Source organism: Acinetobacter sp. DMC2 (assembly GCF_056314305.1).
This window is the reverse complement of sequence record NZ_JBQUYP010000005.1, coordinates 396,612-420,436: the sequence shown is the minus strand read 5'-3', so window position 1 is coordinate 420,436 and position 23,825 is coordinate 396,612. Positions and strand designations below refer to the sequence as shown.

The window sequence follows — 23,825 nt, the reverse complement described above, 5'->3', positions numbered from 1 at the left end:
GTGAAATACAGATGGGGCAAGACCATATCGAACAGCATCGCCGTTATATAGTAATTTCTTATGCGTTCATGTTTCTTGCATTGTTTACGGTTATTTTTGCGGCCTTTGCTTATTTGGTCGCTCGTAAAGTGGCGGTTGTAGATAATGCAGAAGTTTGGATTCATGCGCATGCACTATGGATTATGCGAAACGGGATTCTATTTCTTTGTATGGCAATTTTTGCTGTGGTCTGGTTTATTCCGCTCTTCTTTTTTGCATGGGACAGTAACCTCTGGGTAACCGCCTCTACGGTTGCTGGTGTGGTATTTAGCGCTATTGCGTGGTTATTTCTATTAAATGCATGGTTAAAAGGCTTGTCTAAATATTTAAAAAATAAGGCAGTTTTTTAATATATCTATTTTTTAAACATTTTACCCTTGTAAATTCGGCTAAAGCCCCCCATTTAGTCGGCAATAGAGTATTGATAAAATTCCGTGAGGAGCACCGCCAAAAATGGCTAAACGTGATTATTATGAGGTTTTAGGCGTTTCAAAAACCGCAAGTGATGATGAGATCAAAAAAGCCTACCGTAAATTGGCGATGAAATATCATCCTGATAGAAACCCTGACAATGCCGAAGCTGAAGAGAAATTTAAAGAAGCTGCTGAAGCTTATGAAGTTTTATCGGACAGCGAAAAGCGTAGCATGTACGATCGCATGGGTCATAATGCGTTCGAAGGTGGCTTTGGCGGTGGTGGTGGTGGCTTTGGTGGATTTAGTGCCGAAGACATTTTCAGCCAGTTCGGTGATATCTTCGGTGGTGCATTCGGTGGCGGTGGACGTCAACAGCGTCAACGTCGCGGATCAGATCTACGCTATGTAATGGAACTTACCCTTGAAGAAGCTGTAAAAGGGGTGAAAAAAACCATTACCTTTACTGCTCCAGCACCTTGTGATGTGTGTGATGGTAAAGGTTCAAAAAATCCAAAAGATGTTGAAACCTGTAAAACTTGTCATGGTTCAGGACAAGTACGTATGCAGCAAGGTTTCTTCTCTGTACAACAAACATGTGGTACTTGTCGTGGCCAAGGTAAAATTATTAAAAACCCTTGTCAGGCATGTCATGGTTCAGGTGTAGCTGATCGCCAGCAAACGTTGGAAGTTACAATTCCAGCGGGTGTAGATAATGGTGACCGCGTTCGTTTGAGTGGTAAAGGCGAAGCAATTCGTGATGGCCAATCAGGTGATTTGTACGTTGAAGTCGTTGTTCGTGAACACGAAATTTTCCAACGCGATGGTGCCGATCTTTATATGGACGTACCAGTGAGCATTGCTGATGCTGCACTTGGTAAAGAAATTGAAATTCCAACTTTGGAAGGTCGCGTTAGCTTGAAGATTCCAGAGGGAACTCAAACAGGTAAATTATTCCGTTTACGTGGCAAAGGTGTTCGTCCAGTACGTAGCAGCATGGTGGGTGATTTACTTTGCCGTATTGTGGTAGAAACACCAGTCAACTTAAATTCTCGTCAACGTGAATTACTTAAAGAGTTGCAAGCTTCTTTTGATGGCGAAGACAGTGCTTCTTCACCGAAGAAAAAATCATTCTTTGATCGTTTGTTCGATTAATACTTGATTAGATAAGAAATTAAAAAGAAGGCGGATATTGATAAAATATCCGCCTTTTTATTGCGCTGATTCATCTTATTATTTTTATTCTGCTTAAAAGAAAATTACGTCTGCTTACTCTGTAGGATGAGCAACATCAATATCATTAATGCTTACAGTCGGTTCGCTAGAAGCAAGAGTCGGAGCATTTTCGATCACTGGTGCGGCTACAGCTTCTGCCTGTACAGCTACTTTTGGTGCCTCTGCTGTTGTTTCGCCAATAATCGGGTCAATATCTTCAACTTTAACGTCAGTGTTGGCATCAGTTGCTACAGTTTGAGCTGTAGGTGTTGCTGTTTGAGTACTTACGTTAGTTGTAATACGTGCTTTAGATAAGCTTTCTAATGTGTCTCCTAGCTGGATTGCAGGCTCTGCAAATGCCATTGAACTCATAATCCCCATCATTACAGTAAAGCCAATAATTCTCGAATGCATGCTGAACTCCTTATAGTCATCTTTTTTTCATTCGTGGTCCGTAGTGTGCAGATCAATTCTTTAACTTTTGTGAAAACAGCTTAAATTTCAGTTCATCTCAAAAAATAATTTTTACTTTTTATCGTGAGCAAAGAGTTTTGATATAGTAGACAAATTACGTAAAACAGAAGATTGGGAAGGATTATGTCAGCAGCTCCACGCATTGGTATTTTAGGTGCAGGCGGTCGTATGGGCCGTACGCTTATTCAAGCAGTTCAACAAGCAGGCTATCAATTAGCTGCTGCGGTAGAGCGTCCGGAAAGTAGTTTGGTGGGCACTGACGCTGGTGAGCTTGCTGGTATTGGTTCAGTGGGTGTGAAGGTTTCAGGAAGCTTGACCGATGTTCTGAAAGATTGCGATGTAATTATTGATTTTACTGCACCAGTTGCAACTGCTCAGCATTTGAAGCTTTGCCGTGAAGCTGGGGTTGCCATGGTTATTGGTACAACAGGTATGTCAGATGAGCAAAAAGCTGAATTAGACGAAGTTGCCACTCATACACCTGTGGTTTATGCAGCGAACTATTCAGTAGGTGTAAATGTATCAATCAAGTTACTTGAGCTTGCAGCAAAAGTATTTGGCGATACAGTAGATATTGAAGTGATTGAAGCTCATCACCGTCATAAAGTAGATGCGCCATCTGGTACAGCGTTAATGATGGGTGAAGCGATTGCAGATACTTTAGGCCGTAACCTAAAAGAAGTTGCTGTCTATGGACGTGAAGGGCACACAGGTCCGCGTGACCGTCAAACGATTGGTTTTGAAACCATTCGTGGTGGGGATATTGTTGGTGAACACACTGTGATGTTTATTGGTGAAGGTGAGCGCGTTGAAGTGACTCATAAAGCAACTAACCGTATGAACTTTGCTGCTGGTGCAGTGCGAGCTGCTGCATGGGTTGTGGGCCGTGAAGCGCGTAAATATGACATGAAAGATGTTTTAGGATTGAACGACGTACAGGTTTAAAACCCTGTACGTATTCCATGTGTAGCGAGAAAAAAAAGATAGAGCAGAACATGAATAAAAAACAAATTGCCTTGACCACTCTTCTTTGCTTAAGCAGCCTCTGGACGGGGGCTGCTTCTACGGAAAAAGCTAAACTCAGCTTAGACCGTAATAATATTAAAGTCTGGACCTATCAAAAGACTGATAATCCAGTCTTTCAATATAAGGCTGAAACGACTTTTGATGTGCCACTTGAACGCGCTGTCGCTGTGATTTTAGATGTAAATCGTGCTGATCAGTGGGTGCCTTATATGGGCAAGGTTCAGATGTTGTCTCAAGATGAGAAAAAGGGTGAATTCACACTCTATATGCTATTAGATTTTCCTTTTCCTTTAAAAGATCGTGATGTGGTCGTGAAAGGAAAAATGAGTAAAGCGGCCAATGGTCTCATTACCATTAAGAACACGGCGATTAATAGTAATTATCCGATACAACCTGATGTAGTGCGCTTAACACGCTATGAAGGGGATTGGACCTTCCAGAAATTAGCGAATAACAAAGTTAAAGTAACCACAAGTGGTTATGCTGACCCAGCCGGTGCGATTCCGCTCAGCTTCGTAAATATGTTTGTTCAACAACAGCCTTACCAGATGTTGTTGAAAATGAAGCGGGAAGTGACTAGTCCGATTTATGAACAACCTAAATTACCAGATATTTTAAAATAAATAACTTAAAAAAAGCGCCTGAGATTAGGCGCTTTTTTTATTAATCTGAACACTGCTGTAATGCTTGGGCGGGAATAGTCTCGCGTTTGATTTGGAATAAAACCAATAACAAACCTAACCCTGCTAGCAATGCACCAGCAAATGATACTGCGCTATAGCCCCAACCTAAATCGAGTACTAACGCACCTGCTGCTGCTCCAACTGCATTACCTAAGTTAAAGGCACCGATATTTACTGAAGAGGCAAGGCCTGGTGCTTCGTGAGCGACAGACATTACACGCATTTGTAATGGTGGAACTAAAGCAAAAGTTGCAGCACCCCAGATCACTAATGCAATGGCTGCTCCAATCTGGCTTTGTGCAAGGATTGGGAAAGTCACCATCATCACAATTAACAGAACCAAGAAACCAATCAGAGTTTTGTTAATAGACAAATCTGCAAAGCGACCTCCTAAATGGTTCCCCACTGAGAAACCGACACCAATCAACATCAGCATAAACGTAATGAAGGTCGGAGAAGCATGTGTAAACTCAGTCAAACTTGGCGCAATATAGGTATAGAGCGTAAACATTGCACCCGCACCAAGCACGGTGGTAAGTAGAGCAAGTATTACTGGAGTGCGCGTTAACACTTTCAACTCAGCTTTCACATTCGGCTTTTGGGCAACCATACCTTGTGGTAATGCTTTCCATAAAGCGAGCATAGTAATCACACCAAGCAATGAAATCGCAAGGAAAGACATACGCCAGCCAATGTTTTGCCCAACCCATGTTGCCAACGGTACACCACCAATATTGGCAATTGTTAATCCCATAAACATGGTTGCTACAGCACTGGCCTGTTTATGTGCGGGTACAATGCTTGCTGCTACAACTGAACCGATCCCGAAGAAAGCACCATGGTTAAGGCTTGTGATGAGACGCGCACCTAATAAGCTCATATAGCTTGGTGAAAACGCTGCTATCAGGTTACCTACCGTAAAGATCGCCATTAGGAAGATAAGCGCATTACGTCGTGCAAAACCACCAAACCACAGGGTCATGAATGGGGCACCTAGCATGACGCCAAGAGCATAGCCCGTAATTAACATTCCAGCCGTTGGAATTGAAATCCCTAAATCATGAGCGATATTCGGCAACAATCCCATTGGAGAGAATTCTGTGGTGCCAATGGCAAAGGCACCAATTGCCAATGCCAATAACGAGAACGCCGTATTTGATTGAGTGTTCATGAGTTTAGTCCCAAACTGGTGCCCATGGCTCTGGGCTAACTTCACGACTGTTACGATCAAGTTCGGCAATCATTTGCATTTCAGCTGAAGTTAACTCGATATCCTGTGCTTTTAAGTTGCTCATCAGGTTTTCACGTTTAGTCGAAGATGGAATAACTGCAAAACCACGTTGCAATGCCCACGCAAGTGCAATTTGCGCGGTCGTTGCTTGATGAGCTGCTGCAATCTCCGCTAAAACAGGGTCTTGAAGCACTTTACCGTACGCAAGCGTCATATATGAAGTGACATCAATATTCTTCTCTTGTAAGAAATTCACAAGTTTATGGTTTTGAAGATAAGGGCTCAGCTCAATCTGGTTGGTTGCAATATGCTCTGCACCAATTGTGTCAATCGCTTGTTGGGTAAGCTCAATATTGAAATTTGAAATACCAATTTGTTGAGTAAGACCTTGTTGTTTCGCTTCAAGTAAAAGCTTCATAACCTCAGGAATTGAAACGCCTAAATCTGGGGCTGGCCAGTGAATCAAAGTGAGGTCGACATGGTCAGTACGAAGCTTTTCCAAGCTCTCTTTTAAGCTCGGAATAAACTTATCTTGAGCAAAATTATCTACCCAGATTTTTGTAGTTAAAAATAAGTCCTGACGTGACACGCCACTTTCAGCAATAGCTTGACCAATCGCCGCTTCATTGTCATAAATTTGAGCCGTATCAATTGCACGGTAACCTACATCTAGTGCATTTTTAACAGAATCAATCACCGCTTGTTCTTTAAGACGGAAAGTTCCTAGACCAAAACGAGGGATATTCATGTGTTCACCTGAATTTAAATAATTGTTTAACTTGAGGTGCATTTTGCTTTTTTTATTGTTGCGAAAAAATAGATGAATAAGCAAAATATCTTTGATCATTAGTCAATAATGGAATAAGACATGAAATCAACAATTGAAGAACTCGTTGCCTTTATCACAATTGTTGATACAGGTTCATTTGTAGCGGCAGCAGAACATCTAAAACAAACACCTTCAGGGGTTAGCCGATCTTTAACACGTTTGGAAGCAAAGCTTGATGTGACTTTATTAGAGCGTACTACGCGTAAACTGAAACTCACCCAAGAAGGGCAACAGTTCCTGGTAAAGGCTCGTAAAATTTTAAATGAGTTAAATGCGGCCGAAGAAGACTTACAAAAGTCTGATCAAGGTACTGCCGGGCTTATTCGTATTGATTCTGCCACACCATTCGTTCTGCATGTCATTGCGCCATTAATGCATAAGTTCCGCGAGTGTTATCCTGATATTGAAATTGAACTCAATAGTAATGATCAGGTGATTGATCTCTTGCAGCATAAAACCGATGTCGCATTTCGATTTGGGGAACTTAATGATTCAAGCCTTCACGCCAAACTAGTGTGTAAAAGTCGTTTATATATTGTGGCAAGTCCTGACTATTTAGCGATTAAGGGAACACCCACACAACCTGAACAACTCGAACAACATGATTTAATTGGTTTTACTAGACCTTCATATATCAATAGTTGGCCGATTAAAGTCGGCGATGAATATTTTTTTGCACAATCAAAAATTAAAGCATCGAGTGGGGAAACAGTACGCCAACTTACGATTAGAGGCCATGGTATTGCACGACTATCTGAATTTGAAATTTGGAAAGATATTCAAGAAGGGCGATTGATTGCATTATTCGAAGACCAAATTGAACATCAATATCAAAGCATCCATGCTGTATATTATCAACAAGAGCACCTACCAAAACGAATCCGTTTATTCATTGAATTTTTGGCAGAACAGTTAAAAGATGGTTTTAAAAACGCTCTCTAAAAGTAGCATAGCCATCAGTTGGAAAATGAACTTCTAAAATTGGAGTGATTTGTCCCTCTGATGAATGCTGTGCCAGAAAATAGCTTTTTTGCTGTTGTCGGCAACTAAAATATAATTTGGAATAAGTCGAATTCACCATGACAACTTCATTTGAGCTATTACGCTTATATTGATAGTGAGAAATCGTATCGGCCTCATCATCAGTGCGTTGCTCCATTTTATAGTCTTGTTGATTGGTCATTTTTAAATAACCTTCAATGAGACTTTGACAAACGGTATGTCTGTATTGTTCATTTTTTGGTTGTGGCTGGCAACCTGCTAAAACAATAGTAAATAATAATATAGCTTTTAATTTCATGACCTTGCTACTCTTTGAGTTGATTTATATAGCGTAAAGGTGTTCTATAAACCAGTACAGATACAGAAATTTTTAAAAAAGCAGCACAGAATGACTTTCCAATATCAGGTTCTTGCCAATCAATTAGCACATCGGATTTATCAAGATGAGCTTAAGCCTCATCAGAAGCTGATTTCATTACGAGATTTCGCTCGTCAGCACAGTATTAGCTTAAGCACAGCAAAAAGTTGCTATGAATTGCTTGAGGCGAGGGGACTGATTTATGTAAAGCCGAAATCAGGTTATTTTGTGGTTGCTCGTAGTCAATCTAGTCCTATTCCTGATAGCCCAGATTTTTTGTCTTTACCTCGGCAAGTCTCAAATCTAGAGTTGCATAACCAAATTCAAGAAGCCGCCTTACAAAGCCATCTCGTACCATTGGGTTCGATTCAGTTGACGCCGCATTTTATTCCGGTAGAAGGTTTACGTCGTTCTATTCAACGGGCGTTAAAAAATTGCCAGCCACAAGACTTTCTCTATTGTAATAAACAAGGACATGAGCAATTAAGAAAAGCGCTTTCTGATCATTGGCGTGAAGACGGAATCTTCATTGCAACGGAAGATATTTTTATTACCAATGGTTGCATCCCTGCTTTGTCTTTAGTCATTCAGCATCTAACAGAAGTAGGCGATAGTATTTTAATTCCGACACCTACTTTCAATGGGCAACTACAACTTTTAGCTAGTTTAAAACGGCAGATTATTGAAATTCCAGCGCATCATCGAGGCATTGATCTTGAACGTTTAGAATCATTCATGCAGCAGGGTTTGGCGAAGGTTTGCCTGATGACAGCCAACTATCAAAATCCTTTAGGATATTGTTTAAGTAATGCGGAAAAACAAAAGATTGCTGAATTAGCTGCAAAGTATCAGTGCTTTATTATTGAAGACGATATTTTTGGTGAATGTGGTTACAGCAATGAACGCCCGCTACCGATTCGCTATTGGGACCGCGAAGGCTATGTCATTTGGTGTGGGTCAGTTTCTAAGTCGCTGTCGAGTGCATATCGGGTAGGGTGGTTTTGTTTAAGCTCAAAGCTACAGCATTTAAAACTAGAGCTACTGGCAAGTAATATTGGCGTAAATACACCGCTACAATTAGGCTTAGCTGATTTTATTTATAGCCGTGGTTATCGAGAGCATTTAGAGCAGCTACGGCCAAATCTAATGCGACAGGTCGAGCAATATCGCAGTTGCATTTTAAGAGCCTTTGACGGTCTTCCCATTGCGTTAAGTCAGCCAGAAGGGGGATACGCACTCTGGATACAGTTACCAAAGGGAGTGGATACCTTAGCGCTTTATTACACTGCGAAAGCTGAAGGAATTACTGTGGTACCGGGCCATGTCTTTGGTGAGGATGAACGATATCGACATTTTATTCGTTTAAATGCGGGTCATGAATTAACAGCAGATGTCCACCAAGCAATTAGTAACTTGGCGGAATGGTCACGACAACAGATGAAAACTGTGAGTTAGTTTTATTCTGCGAAGTCTGCTTTCAACACAATGCGGTAGCGTGCCTGACCTGAGTGTAAACGTTCAATTGCTTCATTGAGCTGTGACATTGGAAATAGCTCAATTTGAGGCGCAATTTTTTTGCGTGCAGCAAACTTCAAAAGTTGACGTAGTGCAGCTGGTGAACCCGTCGGTGAACCTGTCACTGACTTAGCACCACTAATAAGTGAACCTACAGAAACAGGAACAGGCTCCAGAGTAAGCCCCAAGAAGTGCAACGAACCGTTTGGTGCTAGCGTAGAAATAAAAGCACGCCAGTTTAGGGTCACGTTTACTGTGCTGAGCAATAAATCAAATTTCCCTTTTTGTGCTGTTACCGCGTCTGTATCACGGCTATTCACGACATGATCTGCCCCCATTGCTTTAAGTTCCTCTGTTTTATCAGGGTTGGAACTAAATGCAGTGACCTCACAGCCCCAAGCTTTGAGTAGCTTAATGGCGATATGACCTAAGCCACCAATGCCAATCACACCGACATGATGTGTTGCTTGAATCTTATGTTTAAGTAGTGGGTCAAAAACGGTAATTCCGCCACAAAGTAAAGGACCAGCACTTTCAGCGTCTAAATCTTCAGGGAGGGGAATAGCCCACTGCCAACCTGCACGGACTTTATCGGCAAAGCCACCAGCATGCCCCACGATTGTTGCAACACTTCCGCCTGTACAAAGTACTTGCTGACCACCAATACATTCATCACAGGCTTGGCAACTTTCCGCGGTCCAGCCAATGCCGACACGTTGCCCGATTTGTAGACCTTTGGCTTCTGAACCCAAAGCAACAATTCGTCCAATAATTTCATGGCCTGCAACTACAGGGTAGACAGTAGAACGCCATTCATTGTTTAAAACAGAAATATCAGAATGACATAAACCACAGTATTCAACTTTTACCTCAACTTGATGCGGCTGCAATTCACCTGCGTCAAATTGATAGGGAACTAGTTTTTCACCTGCCTGCATTGCAGCATAAGCCTGAATCGTATTATTGCTCATCGGAAACTCCTTAAGCGGCTTTGAACCGTTCTGGTGGGTTATGAAGCTTTAAATTGACAATTATTTTCATGATCATCGACCATGCCTACTGCCTGCATAAAAGCATAGCAGGTGGTTGGGCCGACAAATTTGAAACCATTCTTTTTAAGCGTTTTGGAAAGTTTTACGCTGAGTTCAGTTTGTGCAGGAGCTTGGCGGTAATCTTCAACATCATTATTTTGTGGAGCTGCATCTACAAACTGCCAAAGCCATGTAGGAACATCACTGACTTGTGCTTTGAGCGCTTGCCAAGCAATTGCATTATCACGAATAGCTTTGAGTTTGCCTAAGTGGCGAATTAAGCCTGCATCGGATAATTTTAGTTCTAAAAAATCATCTGTGAATGAAGCAATTTCTGCAATCGGATGATTAAAAAAATGCTGACGGTAGCTTTCTCTTTTTTTTAGTACGGTAATCCAGGATAAACCAGCTTGCTGGCCTTCAAGGCAAAGCATTTCAAATAAACGTGCTTCGTCATGTTCCGGTTTACCCCATTCTTCATCATGGTAGGCAATATAGAGTGGATCATCGGAACACCATCCGCAACGTTGAGTTTTCATGATAATGCTCCTTATATTTATCTTAGAATTTTAAAGTTTAAATAACACCCATTCATTTGGGCGAGTATCCCAATAATACAGTTCAGCTTGAGTTAAGTCTTCAAACTTTAGCCAAAAGTCTTTACCAACTTTATCTGAAAAACCGGTACTGATTAGCAGGGCATCATCGCTGATTTCCATGATCCAGCCTTGATAGCTATTGCCATTTAAAATGATCTTTTGCTGATTGCCTGACTCGGCAAACTCTACTAAGCGATTGATCAGCGCTTCCGACATAAAGTGTTCCTAGCGTAAATAAGAATAAGGGTTAACAGCACCACGCCCTTTACCATCTAGATAAAGTCCGTAATGAAGATGAGGTGAAGTATAACGTGCATTGCCCGTATTGCCGACATAGCCAATTAGATCGCCTTTTTTGACATAGTCACCAACATTTAAGCCACGTTTGTGGTCATCAAGGTGGGCGTAATAATGCCATGTTCCCGCTGGGCCTAAAATCCAGATGACTTTGCCACCTAAGTTGTTATTGCGAAGATCAGCAACGAGTCCTTCGGTTGCACTGTACACTTTGGTTCCACGTGGAGCCAAAATATCAATTCCTTCGTGACTACGACCCTGACTGCGAGCAGCTCCCCATGTGTCTTTTAACTCATCTCGATCGACACCTTTTACTGGTACAGGCAGTCGATTTGGAAGCTGCATGCTTTTGAGCTTGATGACTTGAGCGGGTGGAAGAGGGGCAGGTTTTTTAGGCGCGCTGGCACAGGCCGCCAATAGAATAATCAGAAAACCAAGTGAGAAATGAGAAACAAAACGTCGCACAAAATACTCCCTGTCACAGTCATATCAAAATTATTTTGCTCACTATGTCACGAACGACTCGTCGAGATCAATTTTTTCATAGCTGTTGGAACACCTTTAGCAATAGCTTGTTCTGGGCTTAGCCATTGGCCTTCAAGTTCAATTGCCAGATGTTCTTTTTGATCAGGTTCCACGTGGAACGTGTGAGCATTAAGTAGCCATGTAAAGTGAGTGAAGCTATGACTGATCTGGAAAGTCTGCGGTTGAGGTTGCAGTTTAAATTGCTGACTTAAGCTCAGTCGCTCTTGTTCATTTTCTAAAATAGGTAAACAGATTAAACCGCCCCATAGACCATGGGCTTGGCGTTGTTGCCAGAACCATTCACCTTCGCACTGAATAATAAGAACATCTGCTGTTTTAACAGGCGGTGTTTTTTTCGGTTTTTTAAAAGGTAATTCTTGTTCTAAACCTTGCTGATAAGCCTGACAATGAGCTTGCATTGGACAATATAAACACAGCGGTTTTTTGGGCGTACAAATAGTTGCACCCAAGTCCATAATTGCTTGAGTGTAGTCATGATTACGATGTGTCGGGCAAAGCTCTTCAGCGAGTTTCCACATTTCACGTTCGTGCTGTGGTTTGCTTAAATCATCTTCAATGGCAAAGAAGCGAGCTAAAACGCGTTTTACGTTGCCATCCATAATCACGCCGTACTGACGTAAACCCAAAGACATGAGTGCACCTGCGGTAGAGGGACCAATGCCGGGTAGTGCAATCCATTCTTCTAGTGTTTCAGGAAACTTGCCCTGCTGAGTAACAAGACCAGCAGCTTTATGCAAATTACGTGCACGAGCGTAATAGCCAAGACCCGCCCAGTAAGGCGCTACTTCATCCCAAGTTGCATGACCTAATGTTTCTACCGTAGGAAAGCGCTCCATAAAACGGTCAAAATATTGCAGAACCGTTTTCACCTGAGTCTGCTGCAACATAATTTCAGAAACCCAAACTTTGTACGGATCATCTGCAACTTGCCAAGGCAAATCGTGACGACCATGTTGATCGAACCAGTTTAAAAGGGCATCAGAAAAAGAAAATTCAGGCATGAACAGCTATAGAAGAGAAGTAAGGGCTAAATTATAGCTGAAATTTAGATGAAATTTTGTTTAAAGCAGGCGAACAGCGAGAGTGTGTTAAAACAGAGATTACTTGATAATGAGCAATCTCTGTTTCATGTATAAAAAGGATTAATCCTTTTGTACACCCCAACGTTGGTCAAGTTTCAATGGTTGGTTTTTGTAGTACGGAATGACATGAATGTGGAAATGATCTGAATTTTGTCCAAAAACTTCACCATCATTGAAGCCGATATGGAAACCGTCTGGTTGATGGCGAAGCTGTGTTTCGTGGCGAGCAATTTCAAGGAGTGTAAGCAAGCCTTGATGTTCTTTAGAAGTGATATCAAAAAAAGAACGAACATGGCGCAGTGGTGTTACTACGCAGTGGCCTTTAGCTAGTGGATTAGAATCAGGCAAAATTACAGCAAATTCATTCTTATCAATGATGTCATATTCATCAAATTCGCAATACGGACATTTCTTGTCAGTCATTGTTGTATCCTCTCATGTTATTCCATTAAACCCCGAGTGCGGGAAATAAGACTAGGCTTTGGTCTAGCTCAACGGGAGTATAGTTATTGAAGTATGGTTTAAAAAATACAGTAAAAATATTGCAAAGTCATAAACATTTAAGGGAGCAAATGCGAAAAAACATTTGCTCCAAATTGGCTTCTTTTATTTTAAAGTACGATCTAACAAAGCGTACATTTTAGCAAGGCCTTGTTTTTCAGCTTCGCTATTGTAGCCAAGGTCTACACCGTTCGCTTTAGCTTTCTCATCTGCAAGTGGGTTACTAAAGCCATGTTTAGCACCTTCTAAAACCACTACTTCGTGTTTAACCTCAGCAGCTTGCATCTCTTTTTCAAAATTAGCAACATCTTCTAAGGTGACCATGCTGTCTAGTTCACCATGTAGTACTAAAACTTCACCTTGAATGCTGCCTTTTTGAGCAGGTGCTTTCGGAGCTAATGTAGCATGGAACGTTATAATTGATTTAAGTGGTGCACCTGAGCGAGCAAGATCTAGCACGACTTTGCCACCATAGCAGAAGCCAATTGCAGCAAGTTTTTCACTGTTTACTTCTGGTTGGGCCGCTAGAGTTTGAAGCGCTGCATTGGCACGATCAGTAACAGTATCTAAATTTTCAAATGTCTGCATCATCCATTCATAGGCTTGAGCGGCAGTCGAGGTTACTTTTTTATCGCCATACATATCAATTGCAAGCGCAGCATAGCCATGTTCAGCAAGCTCACGTGCACGTTGTTCAGTATATTCGTTACGACCCCACCACTCAGGACCAACAATTACACCCGCAACAGGTGTTTCACTATCTGGAGCCGCAAAGTAACCAATTAAATGGCTGCCATCTGGTGCAGTATATTGAATTTCACGGGTTTTAATTGCTGTACTCATAACCTTAATCCTGAAATTTAAAGAGATTTAAACACGCTTGATTAAAGCATAAAAAGATAAAAGTAATATAAATAACTGTGTAAGAATCTACATCAAAACAAAAGATAGAAATCTTCACGCAATAAAAAAGAAGGAAACCAGTTCCTTCTTTTTAGGTGATCATGATTAAGTTACGTTCTGCCTCGGGAAATGAACCCAATTACAGCCAGAATTACAGCCACAACTAATAAAATCACGGCAAAGTCTTTAGATAGTCCTGCAACACCACCAAACCCTAATAGACTGGCAATGAGTGCAATCACTGCAAAAATTATAGCCCAACGGAACATATGCTGTTCTCCTTATTTTTTCATTGTTGTTTAACTATATAGCTTGTTTTTTGCACCGAATGTGTCGTTTATGTGGTTGAAATGTATATTAAACAATCATTTTGTGATGCTACGAATACAGCTTCTTTTTTCGTACAGACGACTTCAATGTTATACTTAGTCACTGTTTCATCTCATCAGCTGCCAAAATATTATGTCTACCGAGACCTCACTTCGACCACTCTTCTGGAAAAACTATCCATTAGAGCAACTCACTCAAATTGAGTGGGAAGCTTTATGCGATGGGTGTGGTTTGTGCTGTCTGGTCAAGCTTGAAGATGAAGATACCCATGAGGTGGCTTACACCAAAGTGGCCTGTAAATTACTCGATTGTGATACAGGACGTTGTACCGATTATCCAAATCGTCAGCAGCAAGTGCCTGACTGTTTGCAATTAACCCCAGAGTCTTTAAAAACAATTCATTGGTTACCATCGAGCTGTGCTTATAAACGCTTGAATGAAGGAAAAAATCTACCTTCTTGGCATTATTTAAATACAGGCTCTAGACAAAGCGTCGTTAAGGCGAAAAAGTCGGTTGCTGGACGTTGTCTTTCTGAAGTTGATGTCCATGAAGATGATCTTGAAGATTATGTCGTACGATGGGTGCGTTAATATGCTCGTGATGGGCATTTTTAATTACAACGTATTATAAAGTAACATTTTATCGTAAATTTTTTGCTCATCTCCGTTATATAACAATAAAAACAAAAGGAGACAAGAATGATGAGACGATTAGCAACCCCATTATTATGTAGTAGCTTTTTTTTGTTGATAGCTTGTGGGTCTAATAATACAAATTCAAAAAATCTTGAACAAAATACGTCTGTAAAAACAGAGCAGACTGCTTTAACCAAACAACCTTATCAAACTGAAATATTTGCTCAATTCAATGAACCTTGGGCTTTGACCAACTTGCCTGATCAGCGTTTATTAGTCACTGAACGGCAAGGTAAATTAAAAATTTTTAACCCTAAAAATAAAAAAATCTTGGATGTTCAAGGCGTTCCAGCAGTGAACTATGGGGGGCAAGGTGGTTTAGGAGATGTCATTTTGCATCCTGACTTTGCTAATAATCATTGGGTTTATCTCAGCTACGCTACAAAAGGGCAAGGCGGATCTGGAGCAGTTATTTCACGTGCTAAATTAGATTTATCTAATCCTAATCAGCCAAAACTTAACGATATAAAGCAGATTTGGCAGCAAGTACCCAAAGTTTCAGGACAAGGCCATTATGGACATCGTATGCTTTTTGGTGCAGACGGTAAGCTATGGGTCAGTTCAGGTGAACGACAAAAGTTTGACCCTGCTCAAAACATGAAAAGTAACTTGGGTAAAATCTTGCATTTAAATGAGGATGGTTCTGCGGTTGTAGATAACCCTTTTTATAAGCAAGGTGGGGTCACTGCTGAAATATGGTCACTAGGACATCGTAATCCATTAGGTATAGCTTTTGATCGCCAAGGACAGCTCTGGGTAGTTGAAATGGGGCCTAAAGGTGGTGATGAGCTTAACGTCATCGTAAAAGGTGAAAATTATGGTTATCCAATCGTTTCAAATGGAGACCATTATTCAGGTCAACCTATTCCAGACCATCACACTCGCCCAGAATTTAAAGCACCAGAAATTGACTGGACTCCCGTAATCTCTCCGTCGAGCCTAATCATTTATCGGGGACAACAATTTCCTGCATGGAAAAATAAGGCATTAATTGGCGGGCTATCTTCAGAAGCAATTATTGTGGTGGATTTAGAGCATAAACCCGTGAAAGAAGTGCAAAGAATAGATATGAAAAAACGTATTCGTGGATTACATGAAGCACAAGATGGCTCGATTTGGGTCATTGAAGACGGCTCAAATGCGCGTTTACTGAAGCTAAGTAAGAAACCCACTTAAAGCTAGGAAATAGCTTGTAAATAAAGGGCGTGTCTCATAGATTCAAATTGTAGATTTCTGTGAGACACAATAGACTATAGAGAAAAGACGATAAAGCCATTTGAGATGTCAGACACCCATATTCCACTTCCTGAACGCCTGCGCCCGAGAGACTTGTCTGAAATTATTGGGCAAGATCATTTGTTAGGTGAACATGCGCCACTACGTCAAATGATTGATCAGGGGCATTTGCCTTCTATTATTTTTTGGGGGCCACCAGGCGTTGGTAAAACAACAATTGCTTTGCTTTTGGCTCAAGCGATAGATCGCCCATTTGTGAGCTTATCTGCGCTGAATACGGGTGTAAAAGAATTACGTGAAGTGATTGCAGAAAGTGGCGATTTACTAACACCAGTCGTTTTTATTGACGAAATTCATCGTTTTAATAAATCTCAGCAAGATGCTTTATTAGGTGCAGTTGAAAAAGGCAAAATTACCTTAATTGGCGCGACGACTGAAAACCCATCTTTTGAGGTGAATAGTGCGCTTTTATCTCGCTGTCAGGTCTATACCTTAAATAGTTTAAACAGTGAGGCAATTCAGACGTTACTCAACAATGCACTTCAAGCCGATAAATTTCTAAAAGAGCGTTATATTCATGTTGAAGAATATGATGCTCTCATTCAGTTTGCAGCAGGCGATGCTCGTAAGGCACTTAATTTACTGGATTTAATTGCAAGTACCTTTGAACCAGAAATTGAAAACACGATTACCAATGCGGTGGTGGTGAAAGTCGCTCAGCAAAATATTGCGCGTTATGACAAATCGGGTGAGCAGCATTACGACCTCGTTTCTGCCTTTATTAAATCAATTCGTGGTAGTGATCCAGATGCAACCCTGTATTGGATGGCACGTATGCTCAAAGGCGGAGAAGATCCCGTTTTTATTGCAAGACGTATGCTGATTGCTGCCTCAGAAGACATCGGAAACTCTAACCCTAATGCGCTATTACTTGCAGGTGAGTGTTTCCGCTCTGTACAAGCAGTGGGGATGCCTGAGGCTCGAATTATTTTAGGCCAAACCGCGGTTTATTTAGCAACGAGTGCAAAGAGTAATAGTACTTATTTAGCGATTAATAAGGCCTTGGAACTTGCTGAAAAAACGGCAAATTTACCTGTACCTTTGCATTTGAGAAACGCACCAACCAAGCTTATGAAACAACAAGGCTATGGGATTAATTATCTCTATCCTCACGATTATCCTGAGCACTTTGTGTTGCAAGATTATTTGCCGCCAGAGTTAAAGGGAACCAAACTCTATGAATCTGCAAGAAATAAGCGTGAGGTTGAAGGGGAGCGCTTACAGCAACGCAGATGGCAGCAGGAACAATAATTTATTTATGCTTCTGCTCTAGTTCTTCAGTGACCTGACCATAAATCAGTAGTGTAAATACACCTGTACCGCCAACAATGTTGCCAATAGTGGTGGGAACGAGGAAAGTAAACAGATAGTCATTAATGGAAGCTTCTCCTTGCCAGACGAGATAGGACATTTCTGTAGAACCCACCACTACATGGGTAAAGTCACCCAGTCCTATCAAGTAAGTCATGAAAAAAATAAGCAGGAACTTATTACTAACTGAAGGTAACATCCAGACCAAGGCAGCAATTAACAGCCCTGACATAATACCTTTGAGCAGATTCTGGGTTGCAGAAAAGGAACCGACATGATGGGCGAGTTCATCCAGTGCTTTGTCAATATCTGGAGTAAACAGGTGAGTAGTTAAGAAAAATAAACTCGCCAACGCTGTTCCAATAATATTGCAGAGAATCACAATTCCCCATAAGCGGCCCACTGCTCGTAATTTATCGAAGGTAAAGGGTTTGAATAAAGGCACAACAGTGGTGATAGTATTCTCGGTAAAGAGTTGCATGTGACCCAAAATAGCGATCAGGAACCCAATGGTATAACCGATATTGGTGATTAAATCGGTCCAGATTGCATCAGTTGGGAGATAAGAAGCAATAATCGCTTTAAATACAAATGAAAAACTGATAACTAAACCCGCAGCAATCCCTGAAAAGATGAGTGCAGCCGTTGGACGATCCAGCTCTTCGGCACCATCACGGCGGATAATTTCATAGACCAAACGGGGTGACAGTTTTTCATGTTCTTCAACTGCCATTTTTTCACGCCAGCTTAAGGTTTTCTCGACCTTTTTTTCCTCTATTTCATGATCCATCAGGTTTACTCCTCACTGAATAAATAATTTATATTTCTTATTTTTATTCATTGATAAGGCAGTGCTTGGGATAAATCCAGTCGATTCCTAACAGCTTTATGTGTCTTTTTATAAATTGAATGTTAAATGGCAGCAGATCATCAGCAATAAGATTAAAGAAATGTATAAGCCCTTAACGTGCGGATCAGTGCCATATAGTCACCTTGAGAGGCTTTAGAAATAACAGATTCGACTTCTGCCTGACTCCAGCCTTGTTTTAAGGCTGAATTGCTAAAGTTAGTTAATAAGACCAAAGGATTTTCACCAAAATGGATTGGATGATTCATTAATCTCTTTTCAAGCTTAGATATTTCCATAGCTTTACCCTAGTTTTGAAATTTAATTATTGTGAAGTGCTTAATGTTTTTTTAGATTTTAGTGTTTTAAATTGAGTTTGTGCAAGTGCTAATTTACTTTAATAGACAAATCTGTCTACATTATTTATTTTCTAAAATACCTTATATAAAAAAACCGGGCTAAAGCCCGGTTTTTCATGAAGTTTGAACCATTAGAGAGCAGATAAATCTACGCCTAAACGAGCAGCAACTTCTTCATAAGCTTCAACCACACCGCCTAAACCTTGACGGAAACGGTCTTTGTCGAGTTTCTTCTTAGAGTCTTTATCCCATAGACGGCAGCCGTCTGGAGAGAATTCATCACCAAGCACGATACGGTCATGGAAAACACCGAATTCAAGCTTGAAGTCCACCAAGATCATGTTGCCTTCAGCAAATAATGCTTTTAATACATCGTTTACTTGGTAAGTTAACACTTTCATTTGTTCTAATTGTTCAGCAGTCGCCCAACCTAAAGCAATCGCTTGAGATTCGTTAACCATTGGGTCGCCTAGACCGTCATCTTTATAGAACAATTCAAATGTAGGAGGAGTTAACTCTTTACCTTCTTCTACACCTAAGCGACGGCATAGAGAACCAGCTGCGTAGTTACGAATTACACATTCAACAGGAATCATTTGAAGTTTTTTAACAAGCACTTCAGTTGGAGAAAGCAATTTTTCAAAATGCGTTTCAATACCCGCAGCAGCAAGTTTTTCCATGATGAAGGCGTTAAAAAGGTTGTTCACCTTGCCTTTACGATCTAGTTGTTCGATTTTTTCGCCGTTGAACGCAGAGGCATCATCACGAAAGACTAAAATCAGATGGTCGGCATTGTCTGTTTCATATACAGATTTTGCTTTACCAGTATAGAGCAAGGTTTGTTTTAACATGAGGGAACCTTTTAAAAAAAATGCCTAGTAAACGACTAGGCTGGCCAATTTTGGTAAATCTGGTTTAACACTTCAGCGGCCACATCTGGGCTTGCAAAAGTGTTGTCTAAATTAAATAGAGCAAGAGTATGACTTGAACCTACACCAGTAAGTTTAAGCACATAAGTATTGTCATTTACTTTAATCGTCGCCTGATTACTGCCTTGAGCGATGATGTTGTAATTTAAAGTACTTAATGTCGCTTTGGTGTATTGCCAGATCTCGGTCGTATTCCCATCAACTTTTAATAATGGGTTTTTATTACCGTCGGTCACAAGCTGAGGACGACCAAGCGCAGTTGTCGTTTGAGCAGATACATCTGCTGTTGCATTGCTACCTTGAGTTTGTTCAGGGCGTGGCAATGCAAAACGGTTACCACGCTGGTTTTCAAACTTCGGCGCGTGCTCAATAGCGAGCTGGTCAACAGTTGGTGCAGGATACAAAGGTGTCACTGGTCGTACAGTTGCATCGGCAGGATACTCAAGCGGGGCAAGTTGCTTGGCATTTTTATAATCTAAAGAGTGATTATTAATTGCGAAGCGACCACAACCAGCTAAACTTAAGGCTGAAACTGCAAGGACTAAACCAAGACGTAATTGCATCATAAATTGCTCTTATTAAATAATTCCCGCATCTTTTAGGGCATTGCGGAGAGGTTCGCGATATTGCTCAGCGAGAGGAGTGAGTGGTAAACGAATACCAGTATCAATCAGTCCCATCTCATGTAGTGCCCATTTCACAGGAATTGGGTTTGATTCGCAAAATAGAATATTGTGTAAATTTGCAATCTTATTGTTAATCGTCTTCGCTTGTTGTTCATCTTTAGCAATTGCAACAGCGCATACTTCACTCATTGCTTTAGGTGCAACATTCGCAGTAACCGAAATATTACCATCAGCGCCAAGAAGCATGAGTTCCCAAGCAGTTTCATCATCACCTGAGTAGACAGCCATCTTACCATTTAAAGCTTCGATTAAAGCTTTACCGCGAGGTACATCACCTGTCGCATCTTTAATACCAACAATATTAGGGATCTCTGCTAAACGTACAGCTGTGTCGTTTGCAAGATCTACACCAGTACGACCTGGTACGTTATAAAGAATAAGAGGTAGTTCTACGGCTTCAGCAATCGCTTTATAGTGTTGGAATAGGCCTTCTTGAGTTGGCTTGTTATAGTACGGCGTCACAAGTAAAGCTGCATCCGCGCCCAGATCTTTCGCAGCTTTAGTTAATTCGATTGCTTCACGGGTTGAGTTTGCACCAGTACCGGCAATAATTGGAATACGTTTATTGGCTACACGAATAATTTCTTTAATAACCTGTGTGTGCTCTTCCATGCTCAATGTTGAGGCTTCGCCAGTTGTACCGACGGCTACAATACTGTTTGTACCTTGTTCTATGTGCCACTCAACCAGCTTCTCAAGACCCTTCCAATCTACACCGCCGTCTTTCAACATTGGTGTGACGATTGCGACGATTGAGCCTTGAATGGTCTGTGCTTGCTGAGTCATTTTTAAAAATATCCTATTTATCCATCCGAATCTGAGGTAAGAAAAACAAAATGTGGGATGGTTGCAGTATTTTGATTGTCCAGTTCTAACAATAACAGATTGTTGAATGACAATTATGCAAATTATGACTGATCAGACGCATAAGAACAATACGCCTAACGGATAATCGCGAGGTAAACTTGAGGAAAAGATAGGATGTTTTCATTATTGTCAGCTGAGAGAGGCCATTAAATATAACAATAGAGCCTGATTCGACTGGACCTTACTTAATATGTACTTTTTTTATGGCAAGATAGAATGCAATTTTCCCGGTTGGGATTGAAGATGACATGAATATGAATAAACAACCACAAAATGCGGTTTTAATCGTAGTTGATGTACAAAATGGTTTTACACCGGGTGGAAACTTAGCAGTTGCCGATGCCGATACAATTATTCCAACCATTAACCGATTGGCAGGTTGTTTTGAAAATGTTGTGCTGACCCAAGATTGGCATCCCGATAATCATATATCTTTTGCACAAAACCATTCGGGTAAGCAGCCATTTGAAACCATTGAACTCGACTATGGGCCACAAGTGCTTTGGCCTAAGCATTGTGTGCAGGGTACTCAAGATGCCGAATTTCATCCGAATTTAAATATTCCGACCGCTCAACTGATTATTCGAAAGGGCTTTCATGCGCATATTGATAGCTATTCAGCTTTTATGGAAGCAGACCACACCACAATGACGGGTTTAACGGGGTATTTAAAAGAGCGTGGCATTGATACGGTTTATGTGGTTGGAATTGCCACAGATTTTTGTGTCGCATGGACTGCTTTAGATGCAGTAAAACAAGGTTTTAAAACTTTAGTGGTTGAAGATGCTTGCAAAGGTATTGATCTGAATGGTTCATTAGAAAATGCGTGGCAAACCATGCAGCAACAAGGTGTTGTCCGTATTCAATCGACTGATCTGTTGAGTAAGCACTAAGTATATTGCTCTAGTATTTTAACTTTCATATTTTATTTTTAGGGATAGAAAATATGGCTGCATTTTTGCGCTTTACTCAATTTATTCAAAAAACTTTTGCCCTATGGGTGATTGTTTTTGCAGCGCTAGCGCTATGGCAGCCTGAATTTTTTGTTTGGCTCAAAGCATACATTCCATGGATTTTGGGGATTATTATGCTCGGCATGGGAATGACTATGACTGTAGACGACTTTAAAGGGGTATTACAAAGCCCTAAAGCAGTATTAATTGGGGTCGTAGCGCAGTTTGCAGTGATGCCGGGCTTGGCATTTATCTTATGTAAATTATTTAATTTACCCCCTGAAATCGCTGTCGGCGTCATTTTAGTGGGATGTTGTCCGGGCGGAACTGCTTCAAATGTGATTACCTACATGGCCAAAGGCAATGTGGCTTTATCGGTGGCTTGTACATCGGTATCTACGCTTTTAGCACCTGTATTAACACCTGCTATTTTCTATCTGCTTGCTAGCCAATGGTTAAAGATTGATGCAGCTTCTATGTTTATTTCAATCTTGCAGGTGGTATTGCTTCCTATTGTAGTTGGGTTAATTTTAAGAACGTTGCTCAAGCGTCAAGTCGAGTCCTATATTCAAGTGATGCCTTTAGTGTCAGTCATTGCAATTGTCGCGATTGTGGCAGCCATTATTGGCGGCAGTAAAGCGGCAATTTTACAGTCGGGTTTGCTCATTTTAGCTGTGGTGATATTGCATAATGGCCTTGGATATTTATTAGGTTTTACCGCGGCACGTTTCTTTAAACTACCGTATGCGGACAGTAAGGCAATTGCGGTAGAAGTAGGGATGCAAAACTCAGGCTTAGGTGTTGCGCTGGCAGCAGTACATTTTGCTGCATCTCCAATTACGGCCGTACCCAGCGCAATTTTCAGCCTTTGGCACAATATTTCTGGCCCTGCGCTTGCGACTTACTGGGCAAGTCGTAAAGATGTAAATGATCTTGCTAAAAACAAAATTGAGTAACTTTTAAAGAGGGTGCTTCACTAACCAATCTTCAATTTCATTTTCAGAAATCACTTCAAAACCATGGCGCCGCAACAGTGCCGTGGTGATTCCAGTTCCCACAATTTTTTCGCCTTGAAAAGTACCGTTATAAATTTTTTGACTACCACAAGACGGGCTATTTTCTTTTAATACCACACAACTTGCTTTTATTTGTTGTGCGACTTCTAGTGTGCGATAAGCGCCTTTTAAATATAGATCAGTTACATCTAGACCAGATGAGTCGGTAACTTTTGCTTTGCCATCAAGCACATCTTGACCTGTTCCTCCTACAATTTCTGCAGGTAAGCGAGGAGTCGTAAAACCCCCTAATAACTCTGGGCATAATGATTGGGCTTTTTTATTGAGTAATAGTTGCTTAAGTAAAGTATTTGGACAAGATTTACCATCATATCGAACAGGTTCACCAATTAAACAGGCGCTAACCAAGATCATAAGTTTTCCTAAATCAAATGGATGGTGGGGCTTATTGTAGAAATCATAAACAAAATTTGAAAACTGACCATAAATTTTAAAATAGCTTAATTCAAGATTACTAAAATTATGCAATTCATAATTAAGTTATGTATTGCATAATTTGATTGTTTTTAGTAGCATCTAATTCAAGGTAAATGGCCATTGGAGATCCAACAAGGATGTTGGTCTCCATAAATCTATAAATGATTTTTAGGAAAAGACGATTTTTAAAGGTTTATTGAAAAATCTCAATCGTACTTTTAGATAACAAAGGACAGTGTGTATGGAAAATAAACACCACATGGAACGGAAATTAATCATCAAAGGCTTTACGCCCATCATATCTTCGTTTTAGCGA

The 23,825-nt window shown here is 40.8% G+C and carries 29 protein-coding genes; 11 read left to right on the top strand and 18 right to left on the bottom strand.

Going from position 1 to position 23,825, the window contains the following annotated elements; translation table 11 throughout:
* Positions 1–11 precede the first annotated feature (11 nt).
* Both ACT53H_RS13330 and dnaJ read left to right on the top strand, forming a co-directional pair.
* On the top strand, positions 12–389 hold the full coding sequence (locus ACT53H_RS13330) for a hypothetical protein (RefSeq protein WP_004790237.1): 378 nt from the start codon (positions 12–14) through the stop codon (positions 387–389).
* A 103-nt stretch (positions 390–492) separates the two neighbouring features.
* On the top strand, positions 493–1,605 hold the full coding sequence (dnaJ, locus tag ACT53H_RS13325) for a molecular chaperone DnaJ (RefSeq protein WP_002119101.1): 1,113 nt from the start codon (positions 493–495) through the stop codon (positions 1,603–1,605).
* A 114-nt stretch (positions 1,606–1,719) separates the two neighbouring features.
* Here the strand turns inward: dnaJ and ACT53H_RS13320 are convergent, their stop codons facing one another.
* The gene (locus tag ACT53H_RS13320) at positions 1,720–2,079 is read right to left on the bottom strand and encodes a hypothetical protein (protein ID WP_476009375.1); all 360 of its coding nucleotides are present in this window, start codon (positions 2,077–2,079) and stop codon (positions 1,720–1,722) included.
* 183 nt (positions 2,080–2,262) lie between these two features.
* Between ACT53H_RS13320 and dapB the strand changes: the two genes are divergently transcribed.
* Positions 2,263–3,084 (top strand): 4-hydroxy-tetrahydrodipicolinate reductase, encoded by an 822-nt coding sequence (gene dapB, locus ACT53H_RS13315; protein ID WP_004790232.1) that lies wholly within the window; start codon positions 2,263–2,265, stop codon positions 3,082–3,084.
* Between the two features lie 50 nt (positions 3,085–3,134).
* Positions 3,135–3,788, top strand: coding sequence for an START domain-containing protein (locus ACT53H_RS13310; RefSeq protein WP_004790231.1), 654 nt, complete (start codon positions 3,135–3,137; stop codon positions 3,786–3,788).
* 40 nt (positions 3,789–3,828) lie between these two features.
* Here ACT53H_RS13310 and ACT53H_RS13305 read toward each other — a convergent pair whose 3' ends face one another.
* Together ACT53H_RS13305 and dkgB are read right to left on the bottom strand one after the other, a co-directional pair.
* Positions 3,829–5,019 (bottom strand): MFS transporter, encoded by a 1,191-nt coding sequence (locus ACT53H_RS13305; protein ID WP_151963694.1) that lies wholly within the window; start codon positions 5,017–5,019, stop codon positions 3,829–3,831.
* A gap of 4 nt (positions 5,020–5,023) precedes the next feature.
* Positions 5,024–5,827 carry a 2,5-didehydrogluconate reductase DkgB gene (dkgB, locus tag ACT53H_RS13300; protein WP_476009374.1) on the bottom strand — a complete coding sequence of 268 codons (804 nt, stop codon included), beginning with the start codon at positions 5,825–5,827 and terminating at the stop codon, positions 5,024–5,026.
* A 120-nt stretch (positions 5,828–5,947) separates the two neighbouring features.
* Here dkgB and ACT53H_RS13295 point away from each other — a divergent pair, with 120 nt between their 5' ends.
* Entirely contained in the window at positions 5,948–6,850 is a 903-nt protein-coding gene (locus tag ACT53H_RS13295; protein ID WP_151963696.1) for a LysR family transcriptional regulator, read from the top strand.
* Here the strand turns inward: ACT53H_RS13295 and ACT53H_RS13290 are convergent.
* Entirely contained in the window at positions 6,834–7,208 is a 375-nt protein-coding gene (locus ACT53H_RS13290; RefSeq protein WP_174764966.1) for a hypothetical protein, read from the bottom strand. The two genes, ACT53H_RS13295 and ACT53H_RS13290, sit on opposite strands and share 17 nt — an antisense overlap.
* A 90-nt stretch (positions 7,209–7,298) precedes the next feature.
* Between ACT53H_RS13290 and ACT53H_RS13285 the strand changes: the two genes are divergently transcribed.
* Entirely contained in the window at positions 7,299–8,723 is a 1,425-nt protein-coding gene (locus tag ACT53H_RS13285; RefSeq protein WP_476009373.1) for an aminotransferase-like domain-containing protein, read from the top strand.
* A 2-nt stretch (positions 8,724–8,725) separates the two neighbouring features.
* Here the strand turns inward: ACT53H_RS13285 and ahr are convergent, their stop codons facing one another.
* The 8 genes from ahr to ACT53H_RS13245 form a co-directional block, all read right to left on the bottom strand.
* Positions 8,726–9,754 (bottom strand): NADPH-dependent aldehyde reductase Ahr, encoded by a 1,029-nt coding sequence (gene ahr, locus ACT53H_RS13280; protein WP_476009372.1) that lies wholly within the window; start codon positions 9,752–9,754, stop codon positions 8,726–8,728.
* A 38-nt stretch (positions 9,755–9,792) separates the two neighbouring features.
* Positions 9,793–10,353, bottom strand: coding sequence for a DNA-3-methyladenine glycosylase I (locus ACT53H_RS13275; RefSeq protein ID WP_476009371.1), 561 nt, complete (start codon positions 10,351–10,353; stop codon positions 9,793–9,795).
* 30 nt (positions 10,354–10,383) lie between these two features.
* Complete coding sequence (locus tag ACT53H_RS13270; RefSeq protein WP_001287364.1) at positions 10,384–10,629, bottom strand: hypothetical protein; 246 nt, start codon at positions 10,627–10,629, stop codon at positions 10,384–10,386.
* Positions 10,630–10,638: 9 nt separating this feature from the next.
* Positions 10,639–11,175 carry a M23 family metallopeptidase gene (locus ACT53H_RS13265; RefSeq protein WP_004790220.1) on the bottom strand — a complete coding sequence of 179 codons (537 nt, stop codon included), beginning with the start codon at positions 11,173–11,175 and terminating at the stop codon, positions 10,639–10,641.
* A gap of 47 nt (positions 11,176–11,222) precedes the next feature.
* Complete coding sequence (mutY, locus tag ACT53H_RS13260) at positions 11,223–12,257, bottom strand: A/G-specific adenine glycosylase (RefSeq protein ID WP_238612328.1); 1,035 nt, start codon at positions 12,255–12,257, stop codon at positions 11,223–11,225.
* 141 nt (positions 12,258–12,398) lie between these two features.
* Positions 12,399–12,761 (bottom strand): HIT family protein, encoded by a 363-nt coding sequence (locus ACT53H_RS13255; RefSeq protein ID WP_004790215.1) that lies wholly within the window; start codon positions 12,759–12,761, stop codon positions 12,399–12,401.
* Positions 12,762–12,944: 183 nt separating this feature from the next.
* Positions 12,945–13,682, bottom strand: coding sequence for a dienelactone hydrolase family protein (locus ACT53H_RS13250; RefSeq protein WP_004790213.1), 738 nt, complete (start codon positions 13,680–13,682; stop codon positions 12,945–12,947).
* Between the two features lie 170 nt (positions 13,683–13,852).
* Positions 13,853–14,011 carry a DUF1328 domain-containing protein gene (locus tag ACT53H_RS13245; protein ID WP_002053759.1) on the bottom strand — a complete coding sequence of 53 codons (159 nt, stop codon included), beginning with the start codon at positions 14,009–14,011 and terminating at the stop codon, positions 13,853–13,855.
* A gap of 193 nt (positions 14,012–14,204) precedes the next feature.
* On the opposite strand from ACT53H_RS13245, the gene ACT53H_RS13240 reads away from it, so the two are divergent.
* From ACT53H_RS13240 to ACT53H_RS13230, 3 genes are all read left to right on the top strand, one after another.
* Positions 14,205–14,663: a YcgN family cysteine cluster protein gene (locus ACT53H_RS13240; RefSeq protein WP_004790211.1), complete on the top strand. Its 459-nt coding sequence runs from the start codon at positions 14,205–14,207 to the stop codon at positions 14,661–14,663.
* Between the two features lie 108 nt (positions 14,664–14,771).
* Positions 14,772–15,944 (top strand): PQQ-dependent sugar dehydrogenase, encoded by a 1,173-nt coding sequence (locus tag ACT53H_RS13235; RefSeq protein WP_476009370.1) that lies wholly within the window; start codon positions 14,772–14,774, stop codon positions 15,942–15,944.
* Positions 15,945–16,049: 105 nt separating this feature from the next.
* Positions 16,050–17,315 carry a replication-associated recombination protein A gene (locus ACT53H_RS13230; protein ID WP_476009369.1) on the top strand — a complete coding sequence of 422 codons (1,266 nt, stop codon included), beginning with the start codon at positions 16,050–16,052 and terminating at the stop codon, positions 17,313–17,315.
* Position 17,316: 1 nt separating this feature from the next.
* On the opposite strand, the gene ACT53H_RS13225 is transcribed toward ACT53H_RS13230, so the two are convergent.
* The 5 genes from ACT53H_RS13225 to dapA form a co-directional block, all read right to left on the bottom strand.
* Positions 17,317–18,165 (bottom strand): formate/nitrite transporter family protein, encoded by an 849-nt coding sequence (locus ACT53H_RS13225; RefSeq protein ID WP_174759655.1) that lies wholly within the window; start codon positions 18,163–18,165, stop codon positions 17,317–17,319.
* 152 nt (positions 18,166–18,317) lie between these two features.
* Positions 18,318–18,521 carry a hypothetical protein gene (locus ACT53H_RS13220; RefSeq protein WP_004790205.1) on the bottom strand — a complete coding sequence of 68 codons (204 nt, stop codon included), beginning with the start codon at positions 18,519–18,521 and terminating at the stop codon, positions 18,318–18,320.
* A gap of 191 nt (positions 18,522–18,712) precedes the next feature.
* Positions 18,713–19,432, bottom strand: coding sequence for a phosphoribosylaminoimidazolesuccinocarboxamide synthase (purC, locus tag ACT53H_RS13215; protein WP_004790203.1), 720 nt, complete (start codon positions 19,430–19,432; stop codon positions 18,713–18,715).
* Positions 19,433–19,467: 35 nt separating this feature from the next.
* Positions 19,468–20,073: a lipoprotein-34 precursor (NlpB) gene (locus ACT53H_RS13210; protein WP_476009383.1), complete on the bottom strand. Its 606-nt coding sequence runs from the start codon at positions 20,071–20,073 to the stop codon at positions 19,468–19,470.
* Positions 20,074–20,088: 15 nt separating this feature from the next.
* Complete coding sequence (dapA, locus tag ACT53H_RS13205; protein ID WP_005300412.1) at positions 20,089–20,982, bottom strand: 4-hydroxy-tetrahydrodipicolinate synthase; 894 nt, start codon at positions 20,980–20,982, stop codon at positions 20,089–20,091.
* 329 nt (positions 20,983–21,311) lie between these two features.
* On the opposite strand from dapA, the gene pncA reads away from it, so the two are divergent.
* The gene (pncA, locus tag ACT53H_RS13200; protein ID WP_476009368.1) at positions 21,312–21,956 is read left to right on the top strand and encodes a bifunctional nicotinamidase/pyrazinamidase; all 645 of its coding nucleotides are present in this window, start codon (positions 21,312–21,314) and stop codon (positions 21,954–21,956) included.
* 53 nt (positions 21,957–22,009) lie between these two features.
* On the top strand, positions 22,010–22,972 hold the full coding sequence (locus ACT53H_RS13195) for a bile acid:sodium symporter family protein (protein WP_004790192.1): 963 nt from the start codon (positions 22,010–22,012) through the stop codon (positions 22,970–22,972).
* Positions 22,973–22,975: 3 nt separating this feature from the next.
* On the opposite strand, the gene ACT53H_RS13190 is transcribed toward ACT53H_RS13195, so the two are convergent.
* Positions 22,976–23,446, bottom strand: a complete 471-nt coding sequence (locus tag ACT53H_RS13190; protein WP_476009367.1) for a 2-thiouracil desulfurase family protein — start codon at positions 23,444–23,446, stop codon at positions 22,976–22,978.
* Between the last annotated feature and the right edge of the window lie 379 nt (positions 23,447–23,825).

Coding starts and splice junctions, on each gene's coding strand:
- ACT53H_RS13330 (WP_004790237.1), top strand. CDS start 12: ATGGGGCAAGACCATATCGAACAGCATCGCCGTTATATAGTAATTTCT.
- dnaJ (WP_002119101.1), top strand. CDS start 493: ATGGCTAAACGTGATTATTATGAGGTTTTAGGCGTTTCAAAAACCGCA.
- ACT53H_RS13320 (WP_476009375.1), bottom strand. CDS start 2,079: ATGCATTCGAGAATTATTGGCTTTACTGTAATGATGGGGATTATGAGT.
- dapB (WP_004790232.1), top strand. CDS start 2,263: ATGTCAGCAGCTCCACGCATTGGTATTTTAGGTGCAGGCGGTCGTATG.
- ACT53H_RS13310 (WP_004790231.1), top strand. CDS start 3,135: ATGAATAAAAAACAAATTGCCTTGACCACTCTTCTTTGCTTAAGCAGC.
- ACT53H_RS13305 (WP_151963694.1), bottom strand. CDS start 5,019: ATGAACACTCAATCAAATACGGCGTTCTCGTTATTGGCATTGGCAATT.
- dkgB (WP_476009374.1), bottom strand. CDS start 5,827: ATGAATATCCCTCGTTTTGGTCTAGGAACTTTCCGTCTTAAAGAACAA.
- ACT53H_RS13295 (WP_151963696.1), top strand. CDS start 5,948: ATGAAATCAACAATTGAAGAACTCGTTGCCTTTATCACAATTGTTGAT.
- ACT53H_RS13290 (WP_174764966.1), bottom strand. CDS start 7,208: ATGAAATTAAAAGCTATATTATTATTTACTATTGTTTTAGCAGGTTGC.
- ACT53H_RS13285 (WP_476009373.1), top strand. CDS start 7,299: ATGACTTTCCAATATCAGGTTCTTGCCAATCAATTAGCACATCGGATT.
- ahr (WP_476009372.1), bottom strand. CDS start 9,754: ATGAGCAATAATACGATTCAGGCTTATGCTGCAATGCAGGCAGGTGAA.
- ACT53H_RS13275 (WP_476009371.1), bottom strand. CDS start 10,353: ATGAAAACTCAACGTTGCGGATGGTGTTCCGATGATCCACTCTATATT.
- ACT53H_RS13270 (WP_001287364.1), bottom strand. CDS start 10,629: ATGTCGGAAGCGCTGATCAATCGCTTAGTAGAGTTTGCCGAGTCAGGC.
- mutY (WP_238612328.1), bottom strand. CDS start 12,257: ATGCCTGAATTTTCTTTTTCTGATGCCCTTTTAAACTGGTTCGATCAA.
- ACT53H_RS13255 (WP_004790215.1), bottom strand. CDS start 12,761: ATGACTGACAAGAAATGTCCGTATTGCGAATTTGATGAATATGACATC.
- ACT53H_RS13250 (WP_004790213.1), bottom strand. CDS start 13,682: ATGAGTACAGCAATTAAAACCCGTGAAATTCAATATACTGCACCAGAT.
- ACT53H_RS13245 (WP_002053759.1), bottom strand. CDS start 14,011: ATGTTCCGTTGGGCTATAATTTTTGCAGTGATTGCACTCATTGCCAGT.
- ACT53H_RS13240 (WP_004790211.1), top strand. CDS start 14,205: ATGTCTACCGAGACCTCACTTCGACCACTCTTCTGGAAAAACTATCCA.
- ACT53H_RS13235 (WP_476009370.1), top strand. CDS start 14,772: ATGATGAGACGATTAGCAACCCCATTATTATGTAGTAGCTTTTTTTTG.
- ACT53H_RS13230 (WP_476009369.1), top strand. CDS start 16,050: ATGTCAGACACCCATATTCCACTTCCTGAACGCCTGCGCCCGAGAGAC.
- ACT53H_RS13225 (WP_174759655.1), bottom strand. CDS start 18,165: ATGGATCATGAAATAGAGGAAAAAAAGGTCGAGAAAACCTTAAGCTGG.
- ACT53H_RS13220 (WP_004790205.1), bottom strand. CDS start 18,521: ATGGAAATATCTAAGCTTGAAAAGAGATTAATGAATCATCCAATCCAT.
- purC (WP_004790203.1), bottom strand. CDS start 19,432: ATGTTAAAACAAACCTTGCTCTATACTGGTAAAGCAAAATCTGTATAT.
- ACT53H_RS13210 (WP_476009383.1), bottom strand. CDS start 20,073: ATGCAATTACGTCTTGGTTTAGTCCTTGCAGTTTCAGCCTTAAGTTTA.
- dapA (WP_005300412.1), bottom strand. CDS start 20,982: ATGACTCAGCAAGCACAGACCATTCAAGGCTCAATCGTCGCAATCGTC.
- pncA (WP_476009368.1), top strand. CDS start 21,312: ATGAATATGAATAAACAACCACAAAATGCGGTTTTAATCGTAGTTGAT.
- ACT53H_RS13195 (WP_004790192.1), top strand. CDS start 22,010: ATGGCTGCATTTTTGCGCTTTACTCAATTTATTCAAAAAACTTTTGCC.
- ACT53H_RS13190 (WP_476009367.1), bottom strand. CDS start 23,446: ATGATCTTGGTTAGCGCCTGTTTAATTGGTGAACCTGTTCGATATGAT.